This window comes from Streptomyces sp. NPDC054840 (genome assembly GCF_053611065.1).
Genome location: NZ_JBSGZP010000062.1, coordinates 1 through 17,908 on the forward strand (window position 1 = coordinate 1; position 17,908 = coordinate 17,908).

15 protein-coding genes and 1 tRNA gene are annotated in these 17,908 nt (G+C 71.3%); 6 read left to right on the plus strand and 10 right to left on the minus strand.

Annotated features, from left to right (window positions below; genetic code table 11):
- Positions 1-17: 17 nt before the first annotated feature.
- The 7 genes from rho to ACWGIU_RS07270 form a co-directional block, all read right to left on the minus strand.
- Entirely contained in the window at positions 18-2,156 is a 2,139-nt protein-coding gene (gene rho, locus ACWGIU_RS07240; protein ID WP_453703240.1) for a transcription termination factor Rho, read from the minus strand.
- A gap of 432 nt (positions 2,157-2,588) precedes the next feature.
- A complete protein-coding gene (gene thrB / locus ACWGIU_RS07245; protein ID WP_453703242.1) occupies positions 2,589-3,515 on the minus strand; it encodes a homoserine kinase in 927 nt (308 codons plus the stop codon).
- A gap of 372 nt (positions 3,516-3,887) precedes the next feature.
- The gene (gene thrC, locus ACWGIU_RS07250; protein ID WP_453703244.1) at positions 3,888-4,958 is read right to left on the minus strand and encodes a threonine synthase; all 1,071 of its coding nucleotides are present in this window, start codon (positions 4,956-4,958) and stop codon (positions 3,888-3,890) included.
- Positions 4,959-4,964: 6 nt separating this feature from the next.
- A complete protein-coding gene (locus ACWGIU_RS07255; RefSeq protein WP_453703246.1) occupies positions 4,965-6,257 on the minus strand; it encodes a homoserine dehydrogenase in 1,293 nt (430 codons plus the stop codon).
- Between the two features lie 123 nt (positions 6,258-6,380).
- Positions 6,381-7,772: a diaminopimelate decarboxylase gene (gene lysA, locus ACWGIU_RS07260; protein ID WP_453703248.1), complete on the minus strand. Its 1,392-nt coding sequence runs from the start codon at positions 7,770-7,772 to the stop codon at positions 6,381-6,383.
- A gap of 19 nt (positions 7,773-7,791) precedes the next feature.
- Complete coding sequence (gene nrtL, locus ACWGIU_RS07265; RefSeq protein WP_453703250.1) at positions 7,792-8,724, minus strand: ArgS-related anticodon-binding protein NrtL; 933 nt, start codon at positions 8,722-8,724, stop codon at positions 7,792-7,794.
- A 95-nt stretch (positions 8,725-8,819) separates the two neighbouring features.
- Positions 8,820-9,305 carry a response regulator gene (locus ACWGIU_RS07270; protein WP_453703252.1) on the minus strand — a complete coding sequence of 162 codons (486 nt, stop codon included), beginning with the start codon at positions 9,303-9,305 and terminating at the stop codon, positions 8,820-8,822.
- Between the two features lie 106 nt (positions 9,306-9,411).
- Here ACWGIU_RS07270 and ACWGIU_RS07275 point away from each other — a divergent pair.
- Together ACWGIU_RS07275 and ACWGIU_RS07280 are read left to right on the plus strand one after the other, a co-directional pair.
- Positions 9,412-9,483: transfer RNA gene (locus ACWGIU_RS07275), tRNA-Arg, on the plus strand.
- A 116-nt stretch (positions 9,484-9,599) separates the two neighbouring features.
- Positions 9,600-10,115: a DUF397 domain-containing protein gene (locus tag ACWGIU_RS07280; RefSeq protein ID WP_453703254.1), complete on the plus strand. Its 516-nt coding sequence runs from the start codon at positions 9,600-9,602 to the stop codon at positions 10,113-10,115.
- Positions 10,116-10,202: 87 nt separating this feature from the next.
- Here ACWGIU_RS07280 and ACWGIU_RS07285 read toward each other — a convergent pair whose 3' ends face one another.
- Positions 10,203-12,470 (minus strand): hypothetical protein, encoded by a 2,268-nt coding sequence (locus ACWGIU_RS07285; RefSeq protein WP_453703256.1) that lies wholly within the window; start codon positions 12,468-12,470, stop codon positions 10,203-10,205.
- Positions 12,471-12,671: 201 nt separating this feature from the next.
- On the minus strand, positions 12,672-13,241 hold the full coding sequence (locus ACWGIU_RS07290) for a helicase-associated domain-containing protein (protein WP_453703258.1): 570 nt from the start codon (positions 13,239-13,241) through the stop codon (positions 12,672-12,674).
- 872 nt (positions 13,242-14,113) lie between these two features.
- Between ACWGIU_RS07290 and ACWGIU_RS07295 the strand changes: the two genes are divergently transcribed.
- The 3 genes from ACWGIU_RS07295 (at position 14,114) to ACWGIU_RS07305 (ending at position 16,858) form a co-directional block, all read left to right on the plus strand.
- Positions 14,114-14,491 carry a hypothetical protein gene (locus ACWGIU_RS07295; protein WP_453703260.1) on the plus strand — a complete coding sequence of 126 codons (378 nt, stop codon included), beginning with the start codon at positions 14,114-14,116 and terminating at the stop codon, positions 14,489-14,491.
- Between the two features lie 521 nt (positions 14,492-15,012).
- Positions 15,013-15,849: a hypothetical protein gene (locus tag ACWGIU_RS07300; RefSeq protein WP_453703262.1), complete on the plus strand. Its 837-nt coding sequence runs from the start codon at positions 15,013-15,015 to the stop codon at positions 15,847-15,849.
- 22 nt (positions 15,850-15,871) lie between these two features.
- The gene (locus tag ACWGIU_RS07305) at positions 15,872-16,858 is read left to right on the plus strand and encodes an XdhC family protein (RefSeq protein WP_453703264.1); all 987 of its coding nucleotides are present in this window, start codon (positions 15,872-15,874) and stop codon (positions 16,856-16,858) included.
- A gap of 132 nt (positions 16,859-16,990) precedes the next feature.
- Here ACWGIU_RS07305 and ACWGIU_RS07310 read toward each other — a convergent pair whose 3' ends face one another.
- Positions 16,991-17,314 (minus strand): plasmid stabilization protein, encoded by a 324-nt coding sequence (locus ACWGIU_RS07310; protein ID WP_453703266.1) that lies wholly within the window; start codon positions 17,312-17,314, stop codon positions 16,991-16,993.
- A 123-nt stretch (positions 17,315-17,437) separates the two neighbouring features.
- On the opposite strand from ACWGIU_RS07310, the gene ACWGIU_RS07315 reads away from it, so the two are divergent.
- A complete protein-coding gene (locus tag ACWGIU_RS07315) occupies positions 17,438-17,833 on the plus strand; it encodes a DUF6479 family protein (protein ID WP_453703268.1) in 396 nt (131 codons plus the stop codon).
- Positions 17,834-17,908 lie beyond the last annotated feature (75 nt).

Below are 17,908 nucleotides of genomic sequence, written 5' to 3' on the forward strand. Positions count from 1 at the left end.
GATGCGCGAGCCGGACGTCAGTCGTCGTTCTTGCCCGACGGGGTCGTCTTCGCGATCTGCATCAGGAACTCGGCGTTCGACTTCGTCTGCTTCATCTTGTCGAGCAGCAGCTCGATCGCCTGCTGCGAGTCGAGCGCGTGAAGCACCCGGCGCAGCTTCCAGACGATGGCGAGCTCCTCCGCGTTGAGGAGGATCTCCTCCTTGCGGGTGCCCGACGGGTCGACGTCGACGGCCGGGAAGATGCGCTTGTCGGCGAGCTTCCGGTCGAGCTTGAGCTCCATGTTGCCGGTGCCCTTGAACTCCTCGAAGATCACCTCGTCCATGCGCGAGCCGGTGTCGACGAGCGCGGTGGCCAGGATGGTCAGCGAGCCGCCGTCCTCGATGTTGCGCGCGGCACCGAAGAAGCGCTTCGGCGGGTACAGCGCGGTCGAGTCGACACCACCGGACAGGATGCGGCCGGAGGCGGGCGCCGCGAGGTTGTACGCGCGGCCCAGACGGGTGATGGAGTCGAGCAGGACGACCACGTCGTGACCCAGCTCGACGAGACGCTTGGCGCGCTCGATGGCCAGCTCGGCGACGGTGGTGTGGTCCTCGGCCGGGCGGTCGAAGGTCGAGGAGATGACCTCGCCCTTGACCGACCGCTGCATGTCGGTGACCTCTTCCGGACGCTCGTCGACCAGGACGACCATCAGGTGGCACTCGGGGTTGTTGGTGGTGATCGCGTTGGCGATCGCCTGCATGATCATGGTCTTACCGGTCTTCGGCGGGGCCACGATCAGGCCTCGCTGGCCCTTACCGATCGGCGACACGAGGTCGATGATGCGGGTGGTCAGCACGCCCGGGTCGGTCTCCAGGCGCAGCCGGTCCTGCGGGTACAGGGGGGTCAGCTTCTGGAACTCCGGGCGGCCACGGCCGGATTCGGGCGCCATGCCGTTCACCGAGTCCAGACGCACGAGGGCGTTGAACTTCTCGCGGCGCTCGCCGTCCTTGGGCTGGCGCACGGCACCGGTGGTGTGGTCACCCTTGCGCAGGCCGGCCTTGCGGACCTGGGCGAGGGAGACGTACACGTCGTTGGGGCCGGGCAGGTAGCCCGACGTCCGGATGAACGCGTAGTTGTCGAGGATGTCGAGGATGCCCGCGACGGGGATCAGCACGTCGTCGTCGGCGACCTGCGGCTCGCTCGGCGCGAACTCGTCGCGGCCACGGCGGCCACGGCGGTCGCGGTAGCGGCCGCGACGGCCACGACGGCCGTCCTCACCGTCGAAGTCGTCCTGGGGACCGTTGTCCTGGCGGTCCTGACGTCCCTGCTGACCCTGGCCCTGGCCCTGGCCGCGGCCGCCCTGCTGCTGGCGGTCGGCGCGGTCGGCACGGTCGGCACGGTCCTGACGACCGCCGCCCTGGCCACCCTGCGCGCCCTGGCCCTGACCCTGGCCGCCCTGGCCCTGGTCGTCGGCCTTGGCGCCGCGGTCACGGCGGTCGCGCTGACGGTCGGTGCGGTCGGCACGGTCACCGCGGTCACGGCGGTCGCGACGGCCGCGGCCCTCGCCGTCCTGACCCTGCGCCTGGCCGCCGGAGACCGCGGTGGCGGCCTCGGCCTTGGCCTCGGACGGGGCGGTGGCCGCGGGCACGGTCTCGGTCTTCTGCTCGACCTGTACGGCGACGGGGGCCGAGGCCTCCGGGCTGCCGGAGGGGGCCGTGGCCCGACGGCGGCGGCGCTCACCGACCGGGGCGTCGTCTCCCCCGGTCTCGGCTGCGCTCGCGCGGGAGGGGCCCCCTGCCGGCTGGCCCGGGATCTCGATCTGCGCCTGCGCGGCGGGCTTCTCGGCGGGCGCCTCGGCGGCGGCCTCACCGGTGCGGGCCTTGCTGGTGGCGCGGCGCTTCGGCTTGGTCTCGGCGGTGTCTGCGGCAGTGGAGGCGGCGGCCTTGGGAGCACCGCTGCCCGCCTGCGCCTCCTTGATGACCTCGATCAGCTGGCTCTTGCGCATCCGCGCGGTGCCCCTGATCCCGAGGCCCGACGCGACCTGCTGCAGCTCGGCCAGGACCATGCCGTCAAGGCCGGTGCCGGTGCGTCGACGCTTGGGTGCGGCGCCCGCGGCGGGGGCACTGGTGTCGACAGAGGTGTCGGCAGCGCCCATCAGATCGGTGGTGTCGCTCACGAAGGGTCCTTCCCTGGAGCGGACGTCGGCCTGTCTGGCTCGGCGACCGGTTGTGCTGTCCGACAACGGTCCTAGGTGTGGACCGTGCCGGGGCGGTGGTCCGCCGGTAGAAATACGGCGGAAGAAACGTGCATGGCTGGTTCCGGCGAGAAGCCCCCGAGCTGGAAGCGTGGGAATGTCACGCCGATTCCGGAGCGTGCTCGAAACTGCTGGAAGTGATCAAAGCAGTCGGGGAGGCTCCCGGAAGAAATGTGGTCCCGAATGGGGACACTGAGCACCGAGCCATGGCGGCTTCCGATGCGCACTTGAGACTAACACTACCGGATCCAATAGGTATTCCCCCTCTCAATCACCGGCAATCGCGCCCTTCCGCGCGGGCGGCCTGCCCTGGCCGCCCGCCCCTGACCGGCTGTGCACTCCGGGAAAGCGGGTCTAGCCGCCCTGGGTGCCCAGCGGAAGTACGCTCGCGCCCGCGGCGTCGAGTGCGAGCCGGTTGGCCGCCCACCCCTCGCCCGCGAGCCGCGCGACCTTGTCGGCCGCACCGTTGTCGACCAGCGCGAGGACCGTGGGGCCCGCACCGGAGATGACCGCGGGGATCCCGTCCGCCCGCAGCCTGTTGACGAGTGCCACGCTCTCGGGCATCGCCGGGGACCGGTACTCCTGGTGGAGCCGGTCTTCGGTGGCCGGCAGGAGGAGCTCGGGACGCCTGGTCAGGGCTTCCACGAGCAGGCCCGCGCGGCCCGCGTTGACGGCCGCGTCCACGTGCGGGACGGTGCGCGGCAGCAGGCCGCGCGCCGTCTCGGTGAGGACCGGCCTGGAGGGTACGAAGACCACCGGAACGACGGATTCGGCGGGCTCCATCCGGATCGCCTTGGCGCTGCCGCCGTCCATCCAGGCGAGGGTGAATCCGCCGAGCAGACAGGCGGCGACGTTGTCGGGGTGGCCCTCGATCTCGGTGGCGAGTTCGAGCAGCGCCGCGTCGTCGAGCTTGGCCTCGCCGCCTATGGTCACGGCGCGGGCGGCGACGATGCCGGCGCAGATGGCGGCGGAGGAGGAACCGAGGCCGCGGCCGTGCGGGATGCGGTTGGCGCAGACGACCTCCAAGCCGCGCGGCTGACCGCCCAGCAGGTCGAAGGCGGTGCGCATGGAGCGTACGAGCAGGTGGCTCTCGTCCCGCGGGAGGGTGTCGGCGCCCTCACCGGCGATGTCGATGTTCAGACCGGAGTCGGCCACCCGGACGACTACGTCGTCGTAGAGCCCCAGGGCCAGGCCCAGGGCGTCGAAGCCGGGGCCGAGGTTGGCACTGCTGGCGGGGACGCGCACCCGTACGGCGGCGGCGCGGAACGCTGGACCGGCCATCGTCCGATGACACTCCTTGTGACTGTGCGAGATCTTCGCTCTTCGCTGGCTCGCTGCGAATGTACTGGAGAACGTACGACACCCGAAGGCTCTCGGGGCAGCACCGCAGTCATATGCGCGGTGGCGGATGTGGGTACAGCGTATCGAAGGAAGGTTCTCCCGCGACATAGGGCGCACAGGAGGCGCACGATGCGTGTCGCGGACTTCGACCGAGTTCGACCGACTTCTGCCGCATTTTTGTTGCCGTACGGGGTGAGTTGCCGGGTTCCGAAGGATCTCGGGAAGGCCTCTGCGGGCCCTCACGAGCCCTCCGGGACCCGGCTCACACGGTGCTGCTGTGCCGCGCGGTACGGCGCTGCCGCTGTGGCGCCGTCAGACGAGGCCGAGACGCACGGCGGCGGCCTCGGCGTCCACCGGAACGGTGACGGGCTGCGGAGCGCCGGCGATCGCCCAGTCGGGGTCCTTCAGGCCGTTGCCGGTGACGGTGCACACGATCTTCTGACCGGGGTCGACCAGGCCCAGCTCGACGGCCTTGAGCAGACCGGCCACCGAGGCGGCCGACGCGGGCTCGACGAAGACGCCCTCCTGCGCGGCCAACAGCCGGTACGCCGCCAGGATCTGGCGGTCCGTCACCTCGTCGATGAAGCCGCCCGACTCGTCCCGCGCGGCCAGCGCGTGTTCCCAGGAGGCCGGGTTGCCGATCCGGATCGCGGTGGCGATGGTGTGCGGCTCCTTGACGACCTCGCCACGCACGATGGGCGCGGAACCGGAGGCCTGGAAACCCCACACGCGGGGCGTACGGGTGGACAGGCCGTCGGCCTTGTACTCCTTGAAGCCCTTCCAGTACGCGGTGATGTTGCCCGCGTTGCCGACGGGCAGCACGTGGATGTCGGGCGCGTCACCGAGCGCGTCGACGATCTCGAACGCGGCCGTCTTCTGGCCCTCGATACGCACCGGGTTGACCGAATTGACCAGCGCGACCGGGTAGTTGTCGGAGAGCGCGCGGGCCAGGTTCAGGCAGTCGTCGAAATTGCCGTCCACCTGCAGGATCTTGGCGCCGTGCACCAGCGCCTGGCCCATCTTGCCGAGCGCGATCTTGCCGCGGGGCACGAGCACCGCGCACACCATCCCGGCGCGCACCGCGTACGCGGCGGCGGAGGCCGACGTGTTGCCGGTGGAGGCGCAGATGACCGCCTTCGCGCCTTCCTCCTTGGCCCTGGTGATGGCCATCGTCATACCGCGGTCCTTGAAGGACCCGGTCGGGTTCGCGCCTTCGACCTTGAGGTGCACCTCGCAGCCGGTGCGCTCGGAGAGCACCTGAGCGGGGACGAGAGGAGTGCCACCCTCGCGGAGCGTGACCACGGGAGTGGTGTCCGTCACCGGCAGGCGGTCCCGGTACTCCTCGATGATGCCGCGCCACTGGTGGGTGCGATTGCTGCTCATGGGTCCTTACTCCCCTTCAACACGCATGATGCTGGCGACACCGCGGACGGTGTCCAGCTTCCGCAGCGCCTCGACGGTCCCGGAGAGGGCGGCGTCGGGTGCGCGGTGAGTGACGACGACGAGGGAGGCCTCGCCGTCCTTGCCCTGCTGCCGCACCGTGTCGATCGACACGCCGTGCTCCGCGAAGGTGGTCGCCACCTGGGCGAGGACGCCCGGCTTGTCCGCCACATCGAGGCTGATGTGGTAGCGGGTGACGACGTCCCCCATGGGGCTGACCGGCAGCTGGGTGTACGCCGACTCGCCGGGCCCCGTTGCCTCGGCGAGCTTGTTGCGGGCGACGGCGACGAGGTCGCCGAGGACGGCGGACGCGGTGGGCGCACCGCCCGCGCCGGGCCCGTAGAACATGAGCCGCCCGGCGGCCTCCGCCTCGACGAAGACGGCGTTGTACGCCTCGCGTACGGAGGCGAGCGGGTGGCTGAGCGGGATCATCGCCGGGTGGACGCGGGCGGTGACGGACTGGCCGTCGGCGGCGCGCTCCAGAATGGCGAGGAGCTTGATGGTGCAGCCCATCCGCTTGGCGGAGGCGAAGTCCGACGCGCTGACCTCGGTCATGCCCTCGCGGTACACGTCGTCCAGGCGGACGCGGGTGTGGAAGGCGATGCCGGCCAGGATCGCGGCCTTGGCGGCGGCGTCGTAGCCCTCGACGTCGGCGGTCGGGTCGGCCTCGGCGTACCCGAGGGCGGTGGCCTCGTCGAGCGCCTCCTGGTACCCGGCGCCCGTGGAGTCCATCTTGTCGAGGATGAAGTTCGTCGTGCCGTTGACGATGCCCATCACGCGGTTGATCTTGTCGCCGGCTAGCGACTCGCGCATCGGGCGGACCAGCGGGATGGCGCCGGCGACGGCGGCCTCGTAGTAGAGGTCCAGACCGTGCTGCTCGGCCGCGGCGTGCAGCGCGGCGCCGTCCTGGGCGAGCAGCGCCTTGTTCGCGGAGACCACGGAGATGCCGTGCTCGAAGGCGGTGGTGATGAGGGTGCGGGCAGGCTCGATGCCGCCGATGACCTCGATGGCGATGTCGATGTCACCGCGTTTGAGGAGGGCGGTCGCATCGGTGGTGACGAGCGCGGGATCGATGCCCTCACGGACCTTGGAAGGGCGGCGCACGGCCACGCCGGCGAGCTCGACGGGCGCGCCGATCCTCTGCGTGAGGTCGTCGGCGTGCGTCGTCATGATGCGAGCCACTTCTGAGCCGACCACTCCACAGCCCAGCAGCGCCACCTTCAGCGGACGCGTACGCATCATTCGACCTACGCCTTTCGATCTTCCATCGGTACCCTGCGGGCGGTTTGCCCGCCGGGTGGAACCAGTCTCACTCAATGGACAGCAGTTTCCATCCTCGGTCCATTGAGTGAGACACCTATTTCATCATCCGAGGTCGAGACGCAGGAGATCTTCCTCCGTCTCGCGGCGGACGATCACTCGGGCCTGTCCGTCACGCACGGCGACGACGGGCGGGCGCAGCGCGTGGTTGTAGTTGCTGGCCATGGAGCGGCAGTACGCGCCGGTCGCCGGCACGGCCAGGAGGTCGCCGGGAGCGAGGTCGGCGGGCAGGAACGCGTCCTTGACGACGATGTCGCCGCTCTCGCAGTGCTTGCCGACGACGCGTACGAGCATGGGCTCGGCGGTGGAGGTGCGGGAGACGAGCGAGATGGAGTACTCGGCGTCGTACAGGGCGGTGCGGATGTTGTCGGACATCCCGCCGTCGACGCTCACGTAGGTCCGCAGACCCTCCAGCGGCTTGATCGTCCCCACCTCGTACAGCGTGAACGCGGTAGGGCCGACGATCGCGCGGCCGGGCTCCACGGAGATGCGGGGGGCGCGCAGCCCGGCGCTCTCGCACTCCCGGGCCACGATCTCGTGCAGCGCCTTGGCGATCTCGTGGGGCTCGCGCGGGTCGTCGTTCGAGGTGTACGCGATACCGAGGCCACCGCCGAGGTCGATCTCGGGCAGCTCCACGCCGTGCTCGTCCCGTACGGCGGCCAGCAGCCGCACGACGCGCTTGGCGGAGACCTCGAAACCGGCCATGTCGAAGATCTGCGAACCGATGTGGGAGTGGACGCCGAGCAGCTCCAGCGAGTCGTGCCCCAGCGCCCGGCGCACGGCCTCGGCGGCGGACCCGTCGGCCACCGCGATGCCGAACTTCTGGTCCTCGTGCGCGGTGGCGATGAACTCGTGGGTGTGCGCCTCGACGCCGACCGTCACGCGGATCTGGACGGGCTGGCGTACGCCCAGCTCACGGGCGATGTGGGCGACGCGGGCGATCTCCTGGAAGGAGTCGAGCACGATGCGCCCGACCCCGGCCCCGACGGCCCGGCGGATCTCGCTCTCGGACTTGTTGTTGCCGTGGAAGGCGATCCGCGCGGCGGGCATCCCGGCGGCGAGGGCGGTGCTCAGTTCCCCACCGGAACACACGTCGACATTCAGCCCTTCTTCCTTCAGCCACTTCACGACGGCCTTGGAGAGGAACGCCTTGCCGGCGTAGAAGACGTCGGCGTCGGGACCGAAGGCGTGCGCCCAGGCCCGGCAGCGCGCCCGGAAGTCCTCCTCGTCGAGGAAGTAGGCGGGGGTGCCGAACTCCTCGGCGAGCCGGGTGACTTCGATGCCGCCCACGGCGACGACCCCGTCAGCCGTACGCTCCACGGTCCGGGCCCAGACCTTCTCGTCCAGCGCGTTCAGGTCGGCGGGCGGCGGGGAGTAGTGCCCCTCGGGCAGGACGTCGGCGTGGCGGGGCCCGGCGGGGTGCGCGGAACGGCTCATCGGTATCTCTCTTCGCGGGTCACAGGCGTGTCGGTGCGTCTATGCCGAGCAGGGCCAGGCCGCCGGCCAGCACCGTCCCGGCGGCTTCGGCAAGAGCCAGCCGGGCACGGTGGGCGGCCGAGGGTTTCTCGTCGCCCTTGGGCAGGACCCGGTACTGGAAGTCGAGCAGCGCGTCGGCCAGCTCGACGAGGTGCCGGGCGAGCCGCTCGGGCGCGCGGTGGTGCGCGGCGGCTTCGAGGACGAGGGGGTGATCGGCCAGAGCGCGCAGCAGCCGGGGCGCGTCGACGTCGTCACCGGCTTCGGGGCTCAGGCCCAGCTGAGCGGCATTGCGGACGAGGGCACGGGCGCGGGCATGGGCGTACCGCACCCGGAAGAGCGCGTTGCCCTCGCCCTGTACGAGCAGCGCGTCGGAGAACTCGGGAGTCTCGCGCGCGGGGGTGGTGAGCACGGCCCAGGCGACGGCGTCGGCCCCGTACCGCGCGAGCACGTCCCCGTCGCGGCGGGCGATGGGCGCGACGACGGGGTCCGGACCGGGCGGGACGCCCTGCAGGGCCTCGATCCGCGCGACGGCGGCCCGTACGAGCCGCTCGCGCGGCTCGCGGGACGGCCCGTCCGGGACCTCGATCACCACGGCTCGGCGCACGTCACGCACGAGCTGGGCGGGGGAAGCGGAACGCAGCGAAAAATTGAGGAACCCGGCCCCGGTGACCTCGACACGCTCGATCCCGGCCACCCCGCCCAACCGGCGGGCCAGCACCTCGGCAACCTCGGCCGGCCGCCGGCCGGCACCCTTCGCGATCTGCAAGGCGACGGGAGTGGCGTACTCCCCGACCCCACCGGGCCTGGTCCGCTCGACGACCACCCGCGCGGGCACGACCCCACCCAGCTCACCGTCCTCGACGGCGCAACGCACGGCGCTTACGACGCAACGGGAGAGGTCGGCGGGGGTCACGGGACCCAGCCTAGGGGAGACGCACGGTCATCAGTCGAAGGGTTTCGCCATGTGAACAGAGCCCGGACAACCGGAACCGATGGGAGGGGGGCGCACTACTGGAGGGGAATCCCCCTCCCCCTCCCGGCGGGCGCCCCTTTCCTTCCGTCGCGCAGGTCCTTGCGCTCGATCAGCCGGCGCACGACCCGTACCAGCTCGGTGGGCTCGAACGGCTTCGCGAGGAAGGCATCCACCCCGGCCGCGATCCCGGCCTCCACCTCGTGCTGCGTACAGGCGCTGACGATGGCGACGGGCACGTCCCTGGTCCGCGGATCGGCCCGCAATTGCGCGGCCGCCCCGAACCCGTCCAGCCGGGGCATGACCACATCAAGGGTGATCACGTCGGGGCACACCCGATGCACGACGTCCAGACACTCGGCACCATCGTTCGCGGTCACGACCTCGAAGCCCTCCAGCTCGAGATTGACCTTGATCAGCTGCCGGATGACCTTGTTGTCGTCGACAACAAGCACCCGGCCTGAGACGCCTGGCACAACTCGAGAGTAGGTCCGCCCGGGCCCCCGCGTCCGGGTTTTCGCCACTTCCACCCCCTGCGGGCGAACCCCTCCCTCCGCCCCCGCAAACCCGTTCCTGATCACCCCACGGAAGCTGGTAGTGTTCAACCCGTCGCCGCAACACCAACGACGCGCCCCCGTAGCTCAGGGGATAGAGCAACGGCCTCCGGAGCCGTGTGCGCAGGTTCGAATCCTGCCGGGGGCACTTCGCAGGAAGTGCCAAAGAGACCCTCCAAACAGTGTCATTACTGTTCGGAGGGTCTTCTTGTGTTTCGCACCATGGATACCCGCAGACCAGCATTCGGGGGGGGGACCGACACCATGGACGACAGGCTCCGCGACTTCGCGAAGGGATCACCGAACTTCGGGGTCCTGTACCAACGCCAGCCGCTGCTCTCCCTTTACGGCGCTTCGGCGGAAGCCACGGTATTCACGCACCCGAACTCGTCCCTGGTCCAGGCCGGCCAGTTCGGTGAGGTCCGCGCCGAGGAGCTGCTCACCCGCATCGGTATGCGGATCGAGGGCGACCGGCAGGTCGACCGGCTGACCGCGCTGACGCGTGCCGGGGTACTCGTCCCCGAGACCGTGACGACTTCGACCGGCTGCGCCGCGACCGGAACAAGGCCGCGCACAGCCACCTGTTCGACGCGGCACGTTCACGACGCCCGACGACGGCCGCAAGCTCTCCGACATCACAGCGGCGGCCAAGGCGACTGCGTCGAGGTCGCCGACAACATCCCCGGCATCGTCCCCGTCCGCGACAGCAAGCGGCCCGCCGGGCCTGTGATCGGGTTCGGGGCCAGCGCCTGGCAGGCGTTCGTCACGCAGGTGGACTGACCGGGCGGTCCGGGGACAGGAGCCGGGCGGCCACGTCGCGGGCGCGGGCCCCGGCCCCGCGCGGCCCGGGCCCGGCGTTCACGTCGGTCAGCGCCGCTTGCGTTTTCCGCCCGCGCGCTTGGCGGGCTTCTTCCTGCCCGGGGAGCGGGTCGTATCGCTGGTCTGGAAGGCTCGCCAGGCTCGACGGGCCTGTTCGGCGGTGGCGCGGTCGGGGTGGTGTGAGAGCTGCTGCGCCAGGAAGGCCGATGTGTACGGGTCCGCCGCCGTCAGGGCGGTGACCAGGGCCGGGCCGCCGCCGGGCCAGGCTGCCGCAGCCTTGTCGAAGGCGGCGTGGACCTCGGCGAACAGTTCGGGCTCCTCCTCGTTCGGCGCCGCCGTCATGCGGTGGTCGAGGGATGCGTCGATCCGTACGGCTTCGAGCGCGTCGACCAGGTACACCGCGCGGGCCGACAGCGGAACGGCTGAGGGGTCGGGCGCCTGGCCGCGTGCGTGCAGGGTGTGTTCGGCCCAGCCGCCCAGGACCGGGTCGGTCAGCAGTGCGTACAGGGCCTCGTCGGGTACGGCCGTCGCGTCGAGAGTGGCGAGCAGCGCTCGCCGCCTGGCGGGCTCCTCCGCAGGGCGGGCGGCGGAGATCGCAGCGCACAGAGGAGTCCATCCGTCGGTGCACTGCGCGGCCAGCCAGTCCCCGACGGCCTGCCGGGCGGCCCGCTTCGGCCACCACTGGGCCGCCGCGACGAGCCGTTCCGCGTCGCAGGCGAGCATCTGCTCCCGCGTGGGGAAGACATCGGCGGCTTCTCCTCCAAGGCCCAGGAGGAGGGCGTCGCGGAGCAGGGCGGAGCCGAGTGGGGTGAGGCTGAGTGCGTCTCCGGTCCGTTCGGTGACACCCAGAGCGGCCAGGCGGTCCATCAGGCGCACGAGGCGGGCAGCGGACGGGATCAGATCCGTACGGTCGGACGCGGTGAGTGCCGGGAGTCCCAGGACCGCGGACAGAGCCTGGGGGTCGGGCAGTTCGTAGTCTCCGGTGGCCGGGACGGACGTGTCGGGGTCGCTTTCATGGCCCGGCGGCACGAACCACATGGCGTTCAGGGCGGCCACGCGAGCCACGGACTGCGCCATCCCCGCTTGCTCGCACAGGAGGTAGAGGGTGATCAGGTGCTCACCGTCGTACTCCTCGGCCGTCTCCTCCTCCTCGGCCAACTGCGCCAGTAGGGCACCGAGCAGGTTCAGGGCCAGTCCGGTCAGCTCGGCGGGGCCACCCTCACGCCAGGCCTCGGCCGATGGCCCCGCGCTCGGCGTGCCGCCCTGCCCCCGCACCAGGAAGCCGCTCGCCAGCGCCAGTTCGCGCGTTCGCTCGTCCGCGCCCTGCGGATCGGCGGCGGCTTGCGCCAGGAGCTGGGGCAACGGGGCGGAACGCAGCAGCGCGGCCTGTTCCTCCGGGGAGGCCGGCAACGGGGCCGGGGGCAGCGGCGCGAAGGCGTCGCCAAACATCTCCAGGTGCTGGCCGGCCATGGCCTCGACGAGGGCGAGGAGAGGAGTGGGAGTGCTGCCACCGCTCGGCGCCAGGTGCGCGAAGGGTCCGCGCAGCAGGGCGTCGAGCCCGGCTGCCGTCCAGCGATCCGTGAGCACCGCCGCCTGCGCCTCGTACCAGTCGTCCCTCTCGTCGTCCGGCTCGCCTGCCGGGGCATCGGCAACCAGCAGGCCCTCGCCGGGGCGGGGCCGCGCCTGCTCGGCCAGCGCAACGGCCTCCAGCCGTGCGGCGAGCAAGGGACGGGCCTGCCGGGAGCGTTCCGCGCACAACGCCTCCGCGTAAGCCGCTTCGGCGAGCGGTCCGTTCGGGGAGGATGCGGCGAAGCCGAGCGCGGCGTGCCGCTCGGCGTGCGGGCGCGTCGCGGCGAACGCCTCCAGCCAGGCGCGCACAGCCCGGGGATCGGTGGCGTCCACGCCCGCGGCGCGCAGCAGGTTTCCGTACAGCCGCGGCCAGGTGAGGCGGCGGGGGCTCGTCATCGCCTGGGTGAAGCCCTCGGCCAGCTCGTGCACCCGCGTCACGAGCTTCGCCTGCCGCTTGGCGTTGAGGCGGCCGGACTCGTGGGTGTGGTCGATCAGCGCGACCAGCGCGGCCACGAAGCCCGGCAGCTCTTCCTCGGTGGCGCTGACGTACAGCGGGAGCAGGATGTGCAGCAGTTCCTCGGCCAGCTCCTCGGTGGGCTCGGGCAAGCCGGTCCGGCGGCGTGCCTCGCCCAGCGCGAGCAGACCGAGGACGGCCCCGGCCGCGCGCGCGTCCAGCGGAGCGCCTCGCTCTTCGGCCCGGGCGAGGAACGAGTCCAGATCAAGGAGAAGTGGCGTGGCGGTGTTCATCCCGGCAGCCTAGCGACGCGGCACGGCCGCCCGTTCCCATCGGCGAAATCCGGGACGGCGAACGGGGCGCGACGTGCGAAAGCACATGTAGGACACCGATGCCATGCTATGCGCCACCGCCCCTCGGCTCGCCCGGCCCCGTCACCGCGCTCACCTCCGATCGGGAAGACCTGACGGCGCTGTGCGGCGGTCGGGCCACCCTCATCGAGGACCCACGCCTCCTAGCCGGCCGAGGTGAGTGCGCAGGCCAGCCCGCGGGCGCTCGCCGGGACGCCGCGGACCGGTTTGCCGTTCAGGGGGTGGCCACGGGTCCAGGGTGGGCAGGAGGCTCGGCGCGCGGTCGGTGGGGGCGCGGTCGAGGAGCGTGGAGCCGGTCTCGGCTTCCTGACTGGGGGCGTATCCGGCCGTGCGGAGGGCTGACAGCGTCTCCTCCGGCGGGGCTGTGGAGATCAGGACCGTGGGGGCGATCCGGCGCAGGCGGAGTTTGGCCAGGGCTCGGGACTGGGCCACCTCGGCGATCAGGGCGGTGTCGTCCGAGCGGATGCAGCAGGCGGAGCGGACGACCTTGAGTTGTCCGTGGGTCTGGGCGGTGTCCTTGATCGTGTAGGCCAGTGGATGGGGCAGGGGGGGTGCCGCGCTCGCTCGCGGTGGTGAGGCGGTCGAGGAGTTCGTCCGCGCTCCAGCCGGCGTCCAAGGCCCGCCGGATGGAGGTCTCCCGACCCTGCGGGCCACCTCTGCCACAGGGACTTCGGCGTTCAGCCAGGTTGTCATGCAGGAGTGGCGCAGGCCGTATGGCCTCCCACCGAGAATGGATGTCTGCAGCTCTGGAGGAAGCGCGTACTCCCGGGCGTCCCTCCAGACCGCCAGTACGTGCTGCTTCCGACGAGACCGAGCCGGTCGTTCGTGAAGAGCCTGCCGTCCTTAACTGTGCCGAACTCCTTTATGTGAACACGGAGCATGGCAACCAGTGGCGGCGGCATCGGGACCGGCCGGCCATCCTTGGCCTCACGGGACTTCAGGCCGCGCATGTCGTGGCGCTCGCCGCTGCCGGTCCACTGCTTCCCGAAGACGGGATTCGTGTCGCGGAGATCGAGTGGCGGAAATCGAGTGGCGGAGCGCTGCGAAGTACATGACGGCGAAGAAGGCGACCAGTCGGCGCCCCTTCTTGCGGTCCCATGCCCTGACGTAAGAGACCGGAAAAGGCTCGTCCACAACAACACCGGCTGTACGACCGGCCGCTGAGTGTGGCTCCGGGGTGCGGCAGCCCCTGGAGCAGTACAGCAAGGCGCGAGGTCCCGGCGGCTCCTCGGATTCCCTGGGAGTGCCCGGGCGGCGCAGGGGGACCGTTCCGGTTGCGGGCCGGGAGGCGCTGTAGGAACGTGGTGAGTGAAGGGCCTGGGGCGGCTGCCGAATGAGCTGGTCGAAGCGCGGCAGTTGAAATAGGGCCCGGTCACAAACGACCCCGCGAAACCTGGCGATCTCCGAGCCGCGCCTGTCGTGTCGGCGTCAGGGCCACGCTTGTCGCGTCGGCGTCAGGGTCGGCCTCCACAGAACTACTCGTACGCCAACGAGCAGGTGGTCCCATGTCTACGCGCACGTCACGCATGCTCCGCATCTCCGGCAGGTCTCGCACCCTCGTGACCATGGCTCCCATCGTCACCGCCGTACTGGTCGGAGGCCTCCTGACGTCTGGTCAGGCCTCGGCAGCGCCCCCAGTGGGGACGGTGTCCTTCAACGGCAAGGTGACCTGCAAGAACGCCTTCCCGGCCCCCAACAACTCTGTGCCCACTCGGGTATCGCTGGACAGCGATGAGGACGATTCGTCGGCTCCCACCAACAACCCGACCAACCGCAGGGCGACGTTCGGCCCCATCAGCCTCGACGCCCCGTTGGACTCACAGTTCAGCCTCACAGTCGACGTCACGTGTAAGGCACCGGGGAAGAAGGCCCAAACGTTCAGCAGGACGATTCCGCTGGACAACCTCACCGAAGGCGACACGGTCGCGCTGAACATCAAGTAGGCGTCCCCGCCGCACACCACGCACCGCCCCGGAAGGCCGACGGTCTGACGGGGCGTCTGCGTCTCCACGCGGCCCCGGCCGTCCGGCGCCACGCGGGGGCTTGCGGTCAACTGCCGCCCTGGCTCAACCTGGCATGAGTTCGCTCCTGCGCGGGTTTTGCACCCACGAGTTGGATCAGTGGGAGAGCATCCGGACCGAGACGCCCTACAGGCCGGTCTACGTCATATTCAGCCGCGTGCGACTCCCCGGTTTCGAGGACCACGCATTCCACCCTTTTTGACCCGCCTCATGTGCCGGGCGTTGCGTTGTGCCCCTCAGTACGCCTGCTGCGACCTTCGCACGTCTGCCGGCCCTCAACCTCTTTCATCACCCTGTGCTGAGAACTCGGACACTCGAAGCGCTCGGCGATCGGCGTCATCGCCCGCCCCTGGCAGTGAGGGGGGCCGGGCGGCGTCGCGGAGTGTCAGCCAGGCGGGCGGTCATTACGTGCGGGGCCGGAAGCGGGCGGAGAGACTGGGCGCATGCCCGTGAACGCGCGGCGGCCGCCATCGGCGCCTCCCGAGGTTTCGTTCCTGGAGAAGTTGGCGTACTTCGCGGCGCCCGGGACCGTCGTCCTCGGGCTGCTCTACTACTTCGGCAACCAGTACAACGAGGCCTACTACCGCGCGTTCGGTGTCCCGCTCAGCGACCTGCCCATCTCCATCCAGGCCGTCCTTGCGCGCAGCCCGGACGCCCTCTTCTTCCCGGTCTGGATGCTGCTCGTCTGCGGGCTCGTCGTCCTGCTCGTACTCGGCCGGCTCGGGCATGCCTTGGCCCGACCGGGGAATGAGGGGCGGCGGCGCACCGCGTACCGGGCGCTGCTGGCGGTGGGCCTGCTCCTGGGGGTGGTCGGGGGCTATCCCGTGTTCTTCCGGGATGACCTGCTCACCTTCCTCCCCTCGGGCTGGCCGCGCGGGCTGCTGTCCGCGCTGGTGGTGGCCCTGGGAACCAGCCTGGCCTTCTTCGCCATCCAGGTGCGCCTGGGTCAGCACGACCCCGGGCGGCGGAGCCATCAGGCCCGCGACGCCGACCGGCTGTGGCTCGTGGCCGGGGCGTTGCTCCTGGGGATGCTGACGTTGAGCCTGTTCTACGGCGTGTCCGGTACGCGGCGATGGCGGGCGAGACGCAAGCAATGGCGCGGCCTGGCCTTCGGTGGGCGCGGTGTCGCCGCATGGGCGCGGGGCCGTTTCCGGTGGTCCGTACGAGGGAGGTGGGGCGGGGTCTGTGGGATTCGGGGGGTGGGTAGGGGTGGGGTGCGTGCGTACGTTGGGTGTGAGGCCACAGGTGCCGCCGGCCAGGTGTCCTGTGGCGGGCTCTGACGATCGAGAAGGGGCGGCGCGGATGCGTGAGCTGGTGGAGACGGCGCGGCAGTGGGCGGCCGAGGGGCGGGCCGGGTATCTGGCCCGGCCGGTGACCGAGCAGGGGTTCGGACCGCGGGATCCGGCCGGGGCCGTACTCATCGACGCCCGGGGGGAGTGTGTCGGCACGCTCTACCGCGGGGTCTTCGACGCCGAGCTCGCCGCCGAGGTCGCGGCCCTGCCGCCCGGGGGCACGGCGCGGGTGTGCGAGGTGTCCGTACGGGCGGCCGAGGCGGTGGCCGCGAAGCTGACCTGCGGCGGGCAGGCCGAGGTGCTGCTGCAGCCGCTCGCCGCGATCCCGGCCGAGTGGTGGGAGCTACTGGGCGACGGGGTCGGGGTGGCGTTGGTGACCCGGCTGAACGAGGCCGCGGACCAGGCCGCCAGTGAGGTCGTACGGGCCACGGACGCGCCGGGTGACGATGCCGGGCGGCGGGCGGGCGAGCTGCTGGCGACCCGCCGGGCCGGGCGCGACGCGCTGTACGCGGGGTCGGGGCTGGTGCTGGTCGAGGCGTTCCCGTCGGCCCCGTGCGTGGTCATCGGCGGCGGCGGTGAGCTGGCCGAGATCATCGAGCGGCAGGCGCTGCTGCTGGGCTGGGAGGCCGTGCTGGTCAGCGGCCCGGAGGAGGCCGGCAAGGTGCTGGAGGCGCGCCGGGACTCCGCGTGCCTGGTCATGCTGAGCCATGAGGAGTCGTTCGACGTGCCGACGCTGCGGGTGGCGCTGGCCCAGGAGGTGCCGTACGTGGGGGCGCTGGGCTCCCGCAAGACCACGGCCCGGCGGCGGGAGGGGCTGCTCGCGGCGGGGGTCACCGGGGCCCAACTGGCGCGGGTGCACGGCCCCATCGGCCTGGACCTCGGTGCCCGTACCCCGGCGGAGACCGCGCTGGCGATCTGCGCCGAGATCCTGGGGACGCTCGGGGAACGCAAGGCCGCCGACGCCCTGCGGGATGCCGACGGCCCCATCAACTCCTGAACCTGTCGTCGTCGAAGTGGCGCCGACAGGCCTGCGGCGTCCGATGCCGTAGGGCGCCGCCGGCCCGGTGGGGTTCTCAGCGGTGGCTGGGGGTGGGGACTTCGACGACAGGGCCAGGGGGCGTCTGGACCCTCACTCGCCGAGGGCCCGCTTGAGCTGCGTCTTGTTCATGTCCGAGCGGCCGTGGATGTTGCGGCGCCGGGCCTCGGCGTAGAGCTGCTCGTACGTGGGTCCCTGCGCACCCGAGTGGGAGCGCAGGCCCCCGCGCCGGGACGAGGAGATGTCCTCGATCGATTCCCGGCTGGCGGTCTTGGATTCGCCCGCCCGGGCCCGCTCCTTGTTCACGGTCCGGGCGGCGATCTCCTCCGCCTTCTTCTCGGGCTCGCCGCGCTCTTCCAGGCCTTCCTTGATGTGTTCGTACTGCCGTTCGCGCTTGGGGGAAGATCCGCGGGGCATGGTCGGTCTCCTTCTCGTCCGGCGGGTAGGCGCACGAGGCGCACGAGGCGTGTACCCCGGATAGCCCAAGGCATCCGGGGCATAGCGAAGCATTTCGGACCTGCGTGCGGGAACATGGTCGGTATGGACACGACCCTGAGCGTGGACGCGACCCTCGCCGACATCGCCTGGTTCCTGGTCGTCGGCATCGTCGTCGCCGGCTTCCTGCTGGGCGGCTTCGTGCTGGGCAAGAAGGTGCGGGCGAAAGAGCCACCCCCGCCCACCACCGAGAGCCAGCCCCACCTCCCGGAGGGCGGGGCGGTGCTCGAGGTCCGCGAGGAGCGGGACCAGGTGGAGATCCCCGAGGGCGGCCTACGGCCGCACGAGATGCAGGGCTACGGGAACTTCGGCTCCACCACCTCGACCCATCCGGACGAGGTCCGGGCGGAACGGGAGTCCGGCTACAAGCTGCCGGAGGGTCCGGGGCCGCATCCACAACCCGGGGCTCCCCCGGACTCCGGGCGCGGGGCACACTCCTGAGACGAATGCCGAGCACACTCCTGGGACGGACGCTGAGCACACTCCTGAGAGGGATGCTCCCTCGCACCCTCCGAC

What these genes read in the sequence shown, in the direction of transcription:
- thrB (WP_453703242.1), bottom strand. Translation starts at nt 3,515, where the DNA reads ATGGCCGGTCCAGCGTTCCGCGCCGCCGCCGTACGGGTGCGCGTCCCC.
- thrC (WP_453703244.1), bottom strand. Translation starts at nt 4,958, where the DNA reads ATGAGCAGCAATCGCACCCACCAGTGGCGCGGCATCATCGAGGAGTAC.
- ACWGIU_RS07255 (WP_453703246.1), bottom strand. Translation starts at nt 6,257, where the DNA reads ATGATGCGTACGCGTCCGCTGAAGGTGGCGCTGCTGGGCTGTGGAGTG.
- lysA (WP_453703248.1), bottom strand. Translation starts at nt 7,772, where the DNA reads ATGAGCCGTTCCGCGCACCCCGCCGGGCCCCGCCACGCCGACGTCCTG.
- ACWGIU_RS07280 (WP_453703254.1), top strand. Translation starts at nt 9,600, where the DNA reads ATGGACGACAGGCTCCGCGACTTCGCGAAGGGATCACCGAACTTCGGG.
- ACWGIU_RS07285 (WP_453703256.1), bottom strand. Translation starts at nt 12,470, where the DNA reads ATGAACACCGCCACGCCACTTCTCCTTGATCTGGACTCGTTCCTCGCC.
- ACWGIU_RS07290 (WP_453703258.1), bottom strand. Translation starts at nt 13,241, where the DNA reads ATGACAACCTGGCTGAACGCCGAAGTCCCTGTGGCAGAGGTGGCCCGC.
- ACWGIU_RS07295 (WP_453703260.1), top strand. Translation starts at nt 14,114, where the DNA reads ATGGCTCCCATCGTCACCGCCGTACTGGTCGGAGGCCTCCTGACGTCT.
- ACWGIU_RS07300 (WP_453703262.1), top strand. Translation starts at nt 15,013, where the DNA reads ATGCCCGTGAACGCGCGGCGGCCGCCATCGGCGCCTCCCGAGGTTTCG.
- ACWGIU_RS07305 (WP_453703264.1), top strand. Translation starts at nt 15,872, where the DNA reads ATGCGTGAGCTGGTGGAGACGGCGCGGCAGTGGGCGGCCGAGGGGCGG.
- ACWGIU_RS07310 (WP_453703266.1), bottom strand. Translation starts at nt 17,314, where the DNA reads ATGCCCCGCGGATCTTCCCCCAAGCGCGAACGGCAGTACGAACACATC.
- ACWGIU_RS07315 (WP_453703268.1), top strand. Translation starts at nt 17,438, where the DNA reads ATGGACACGACCCTGAGCGTGGACGCGACCCTCGCCGACATCGCCTGG.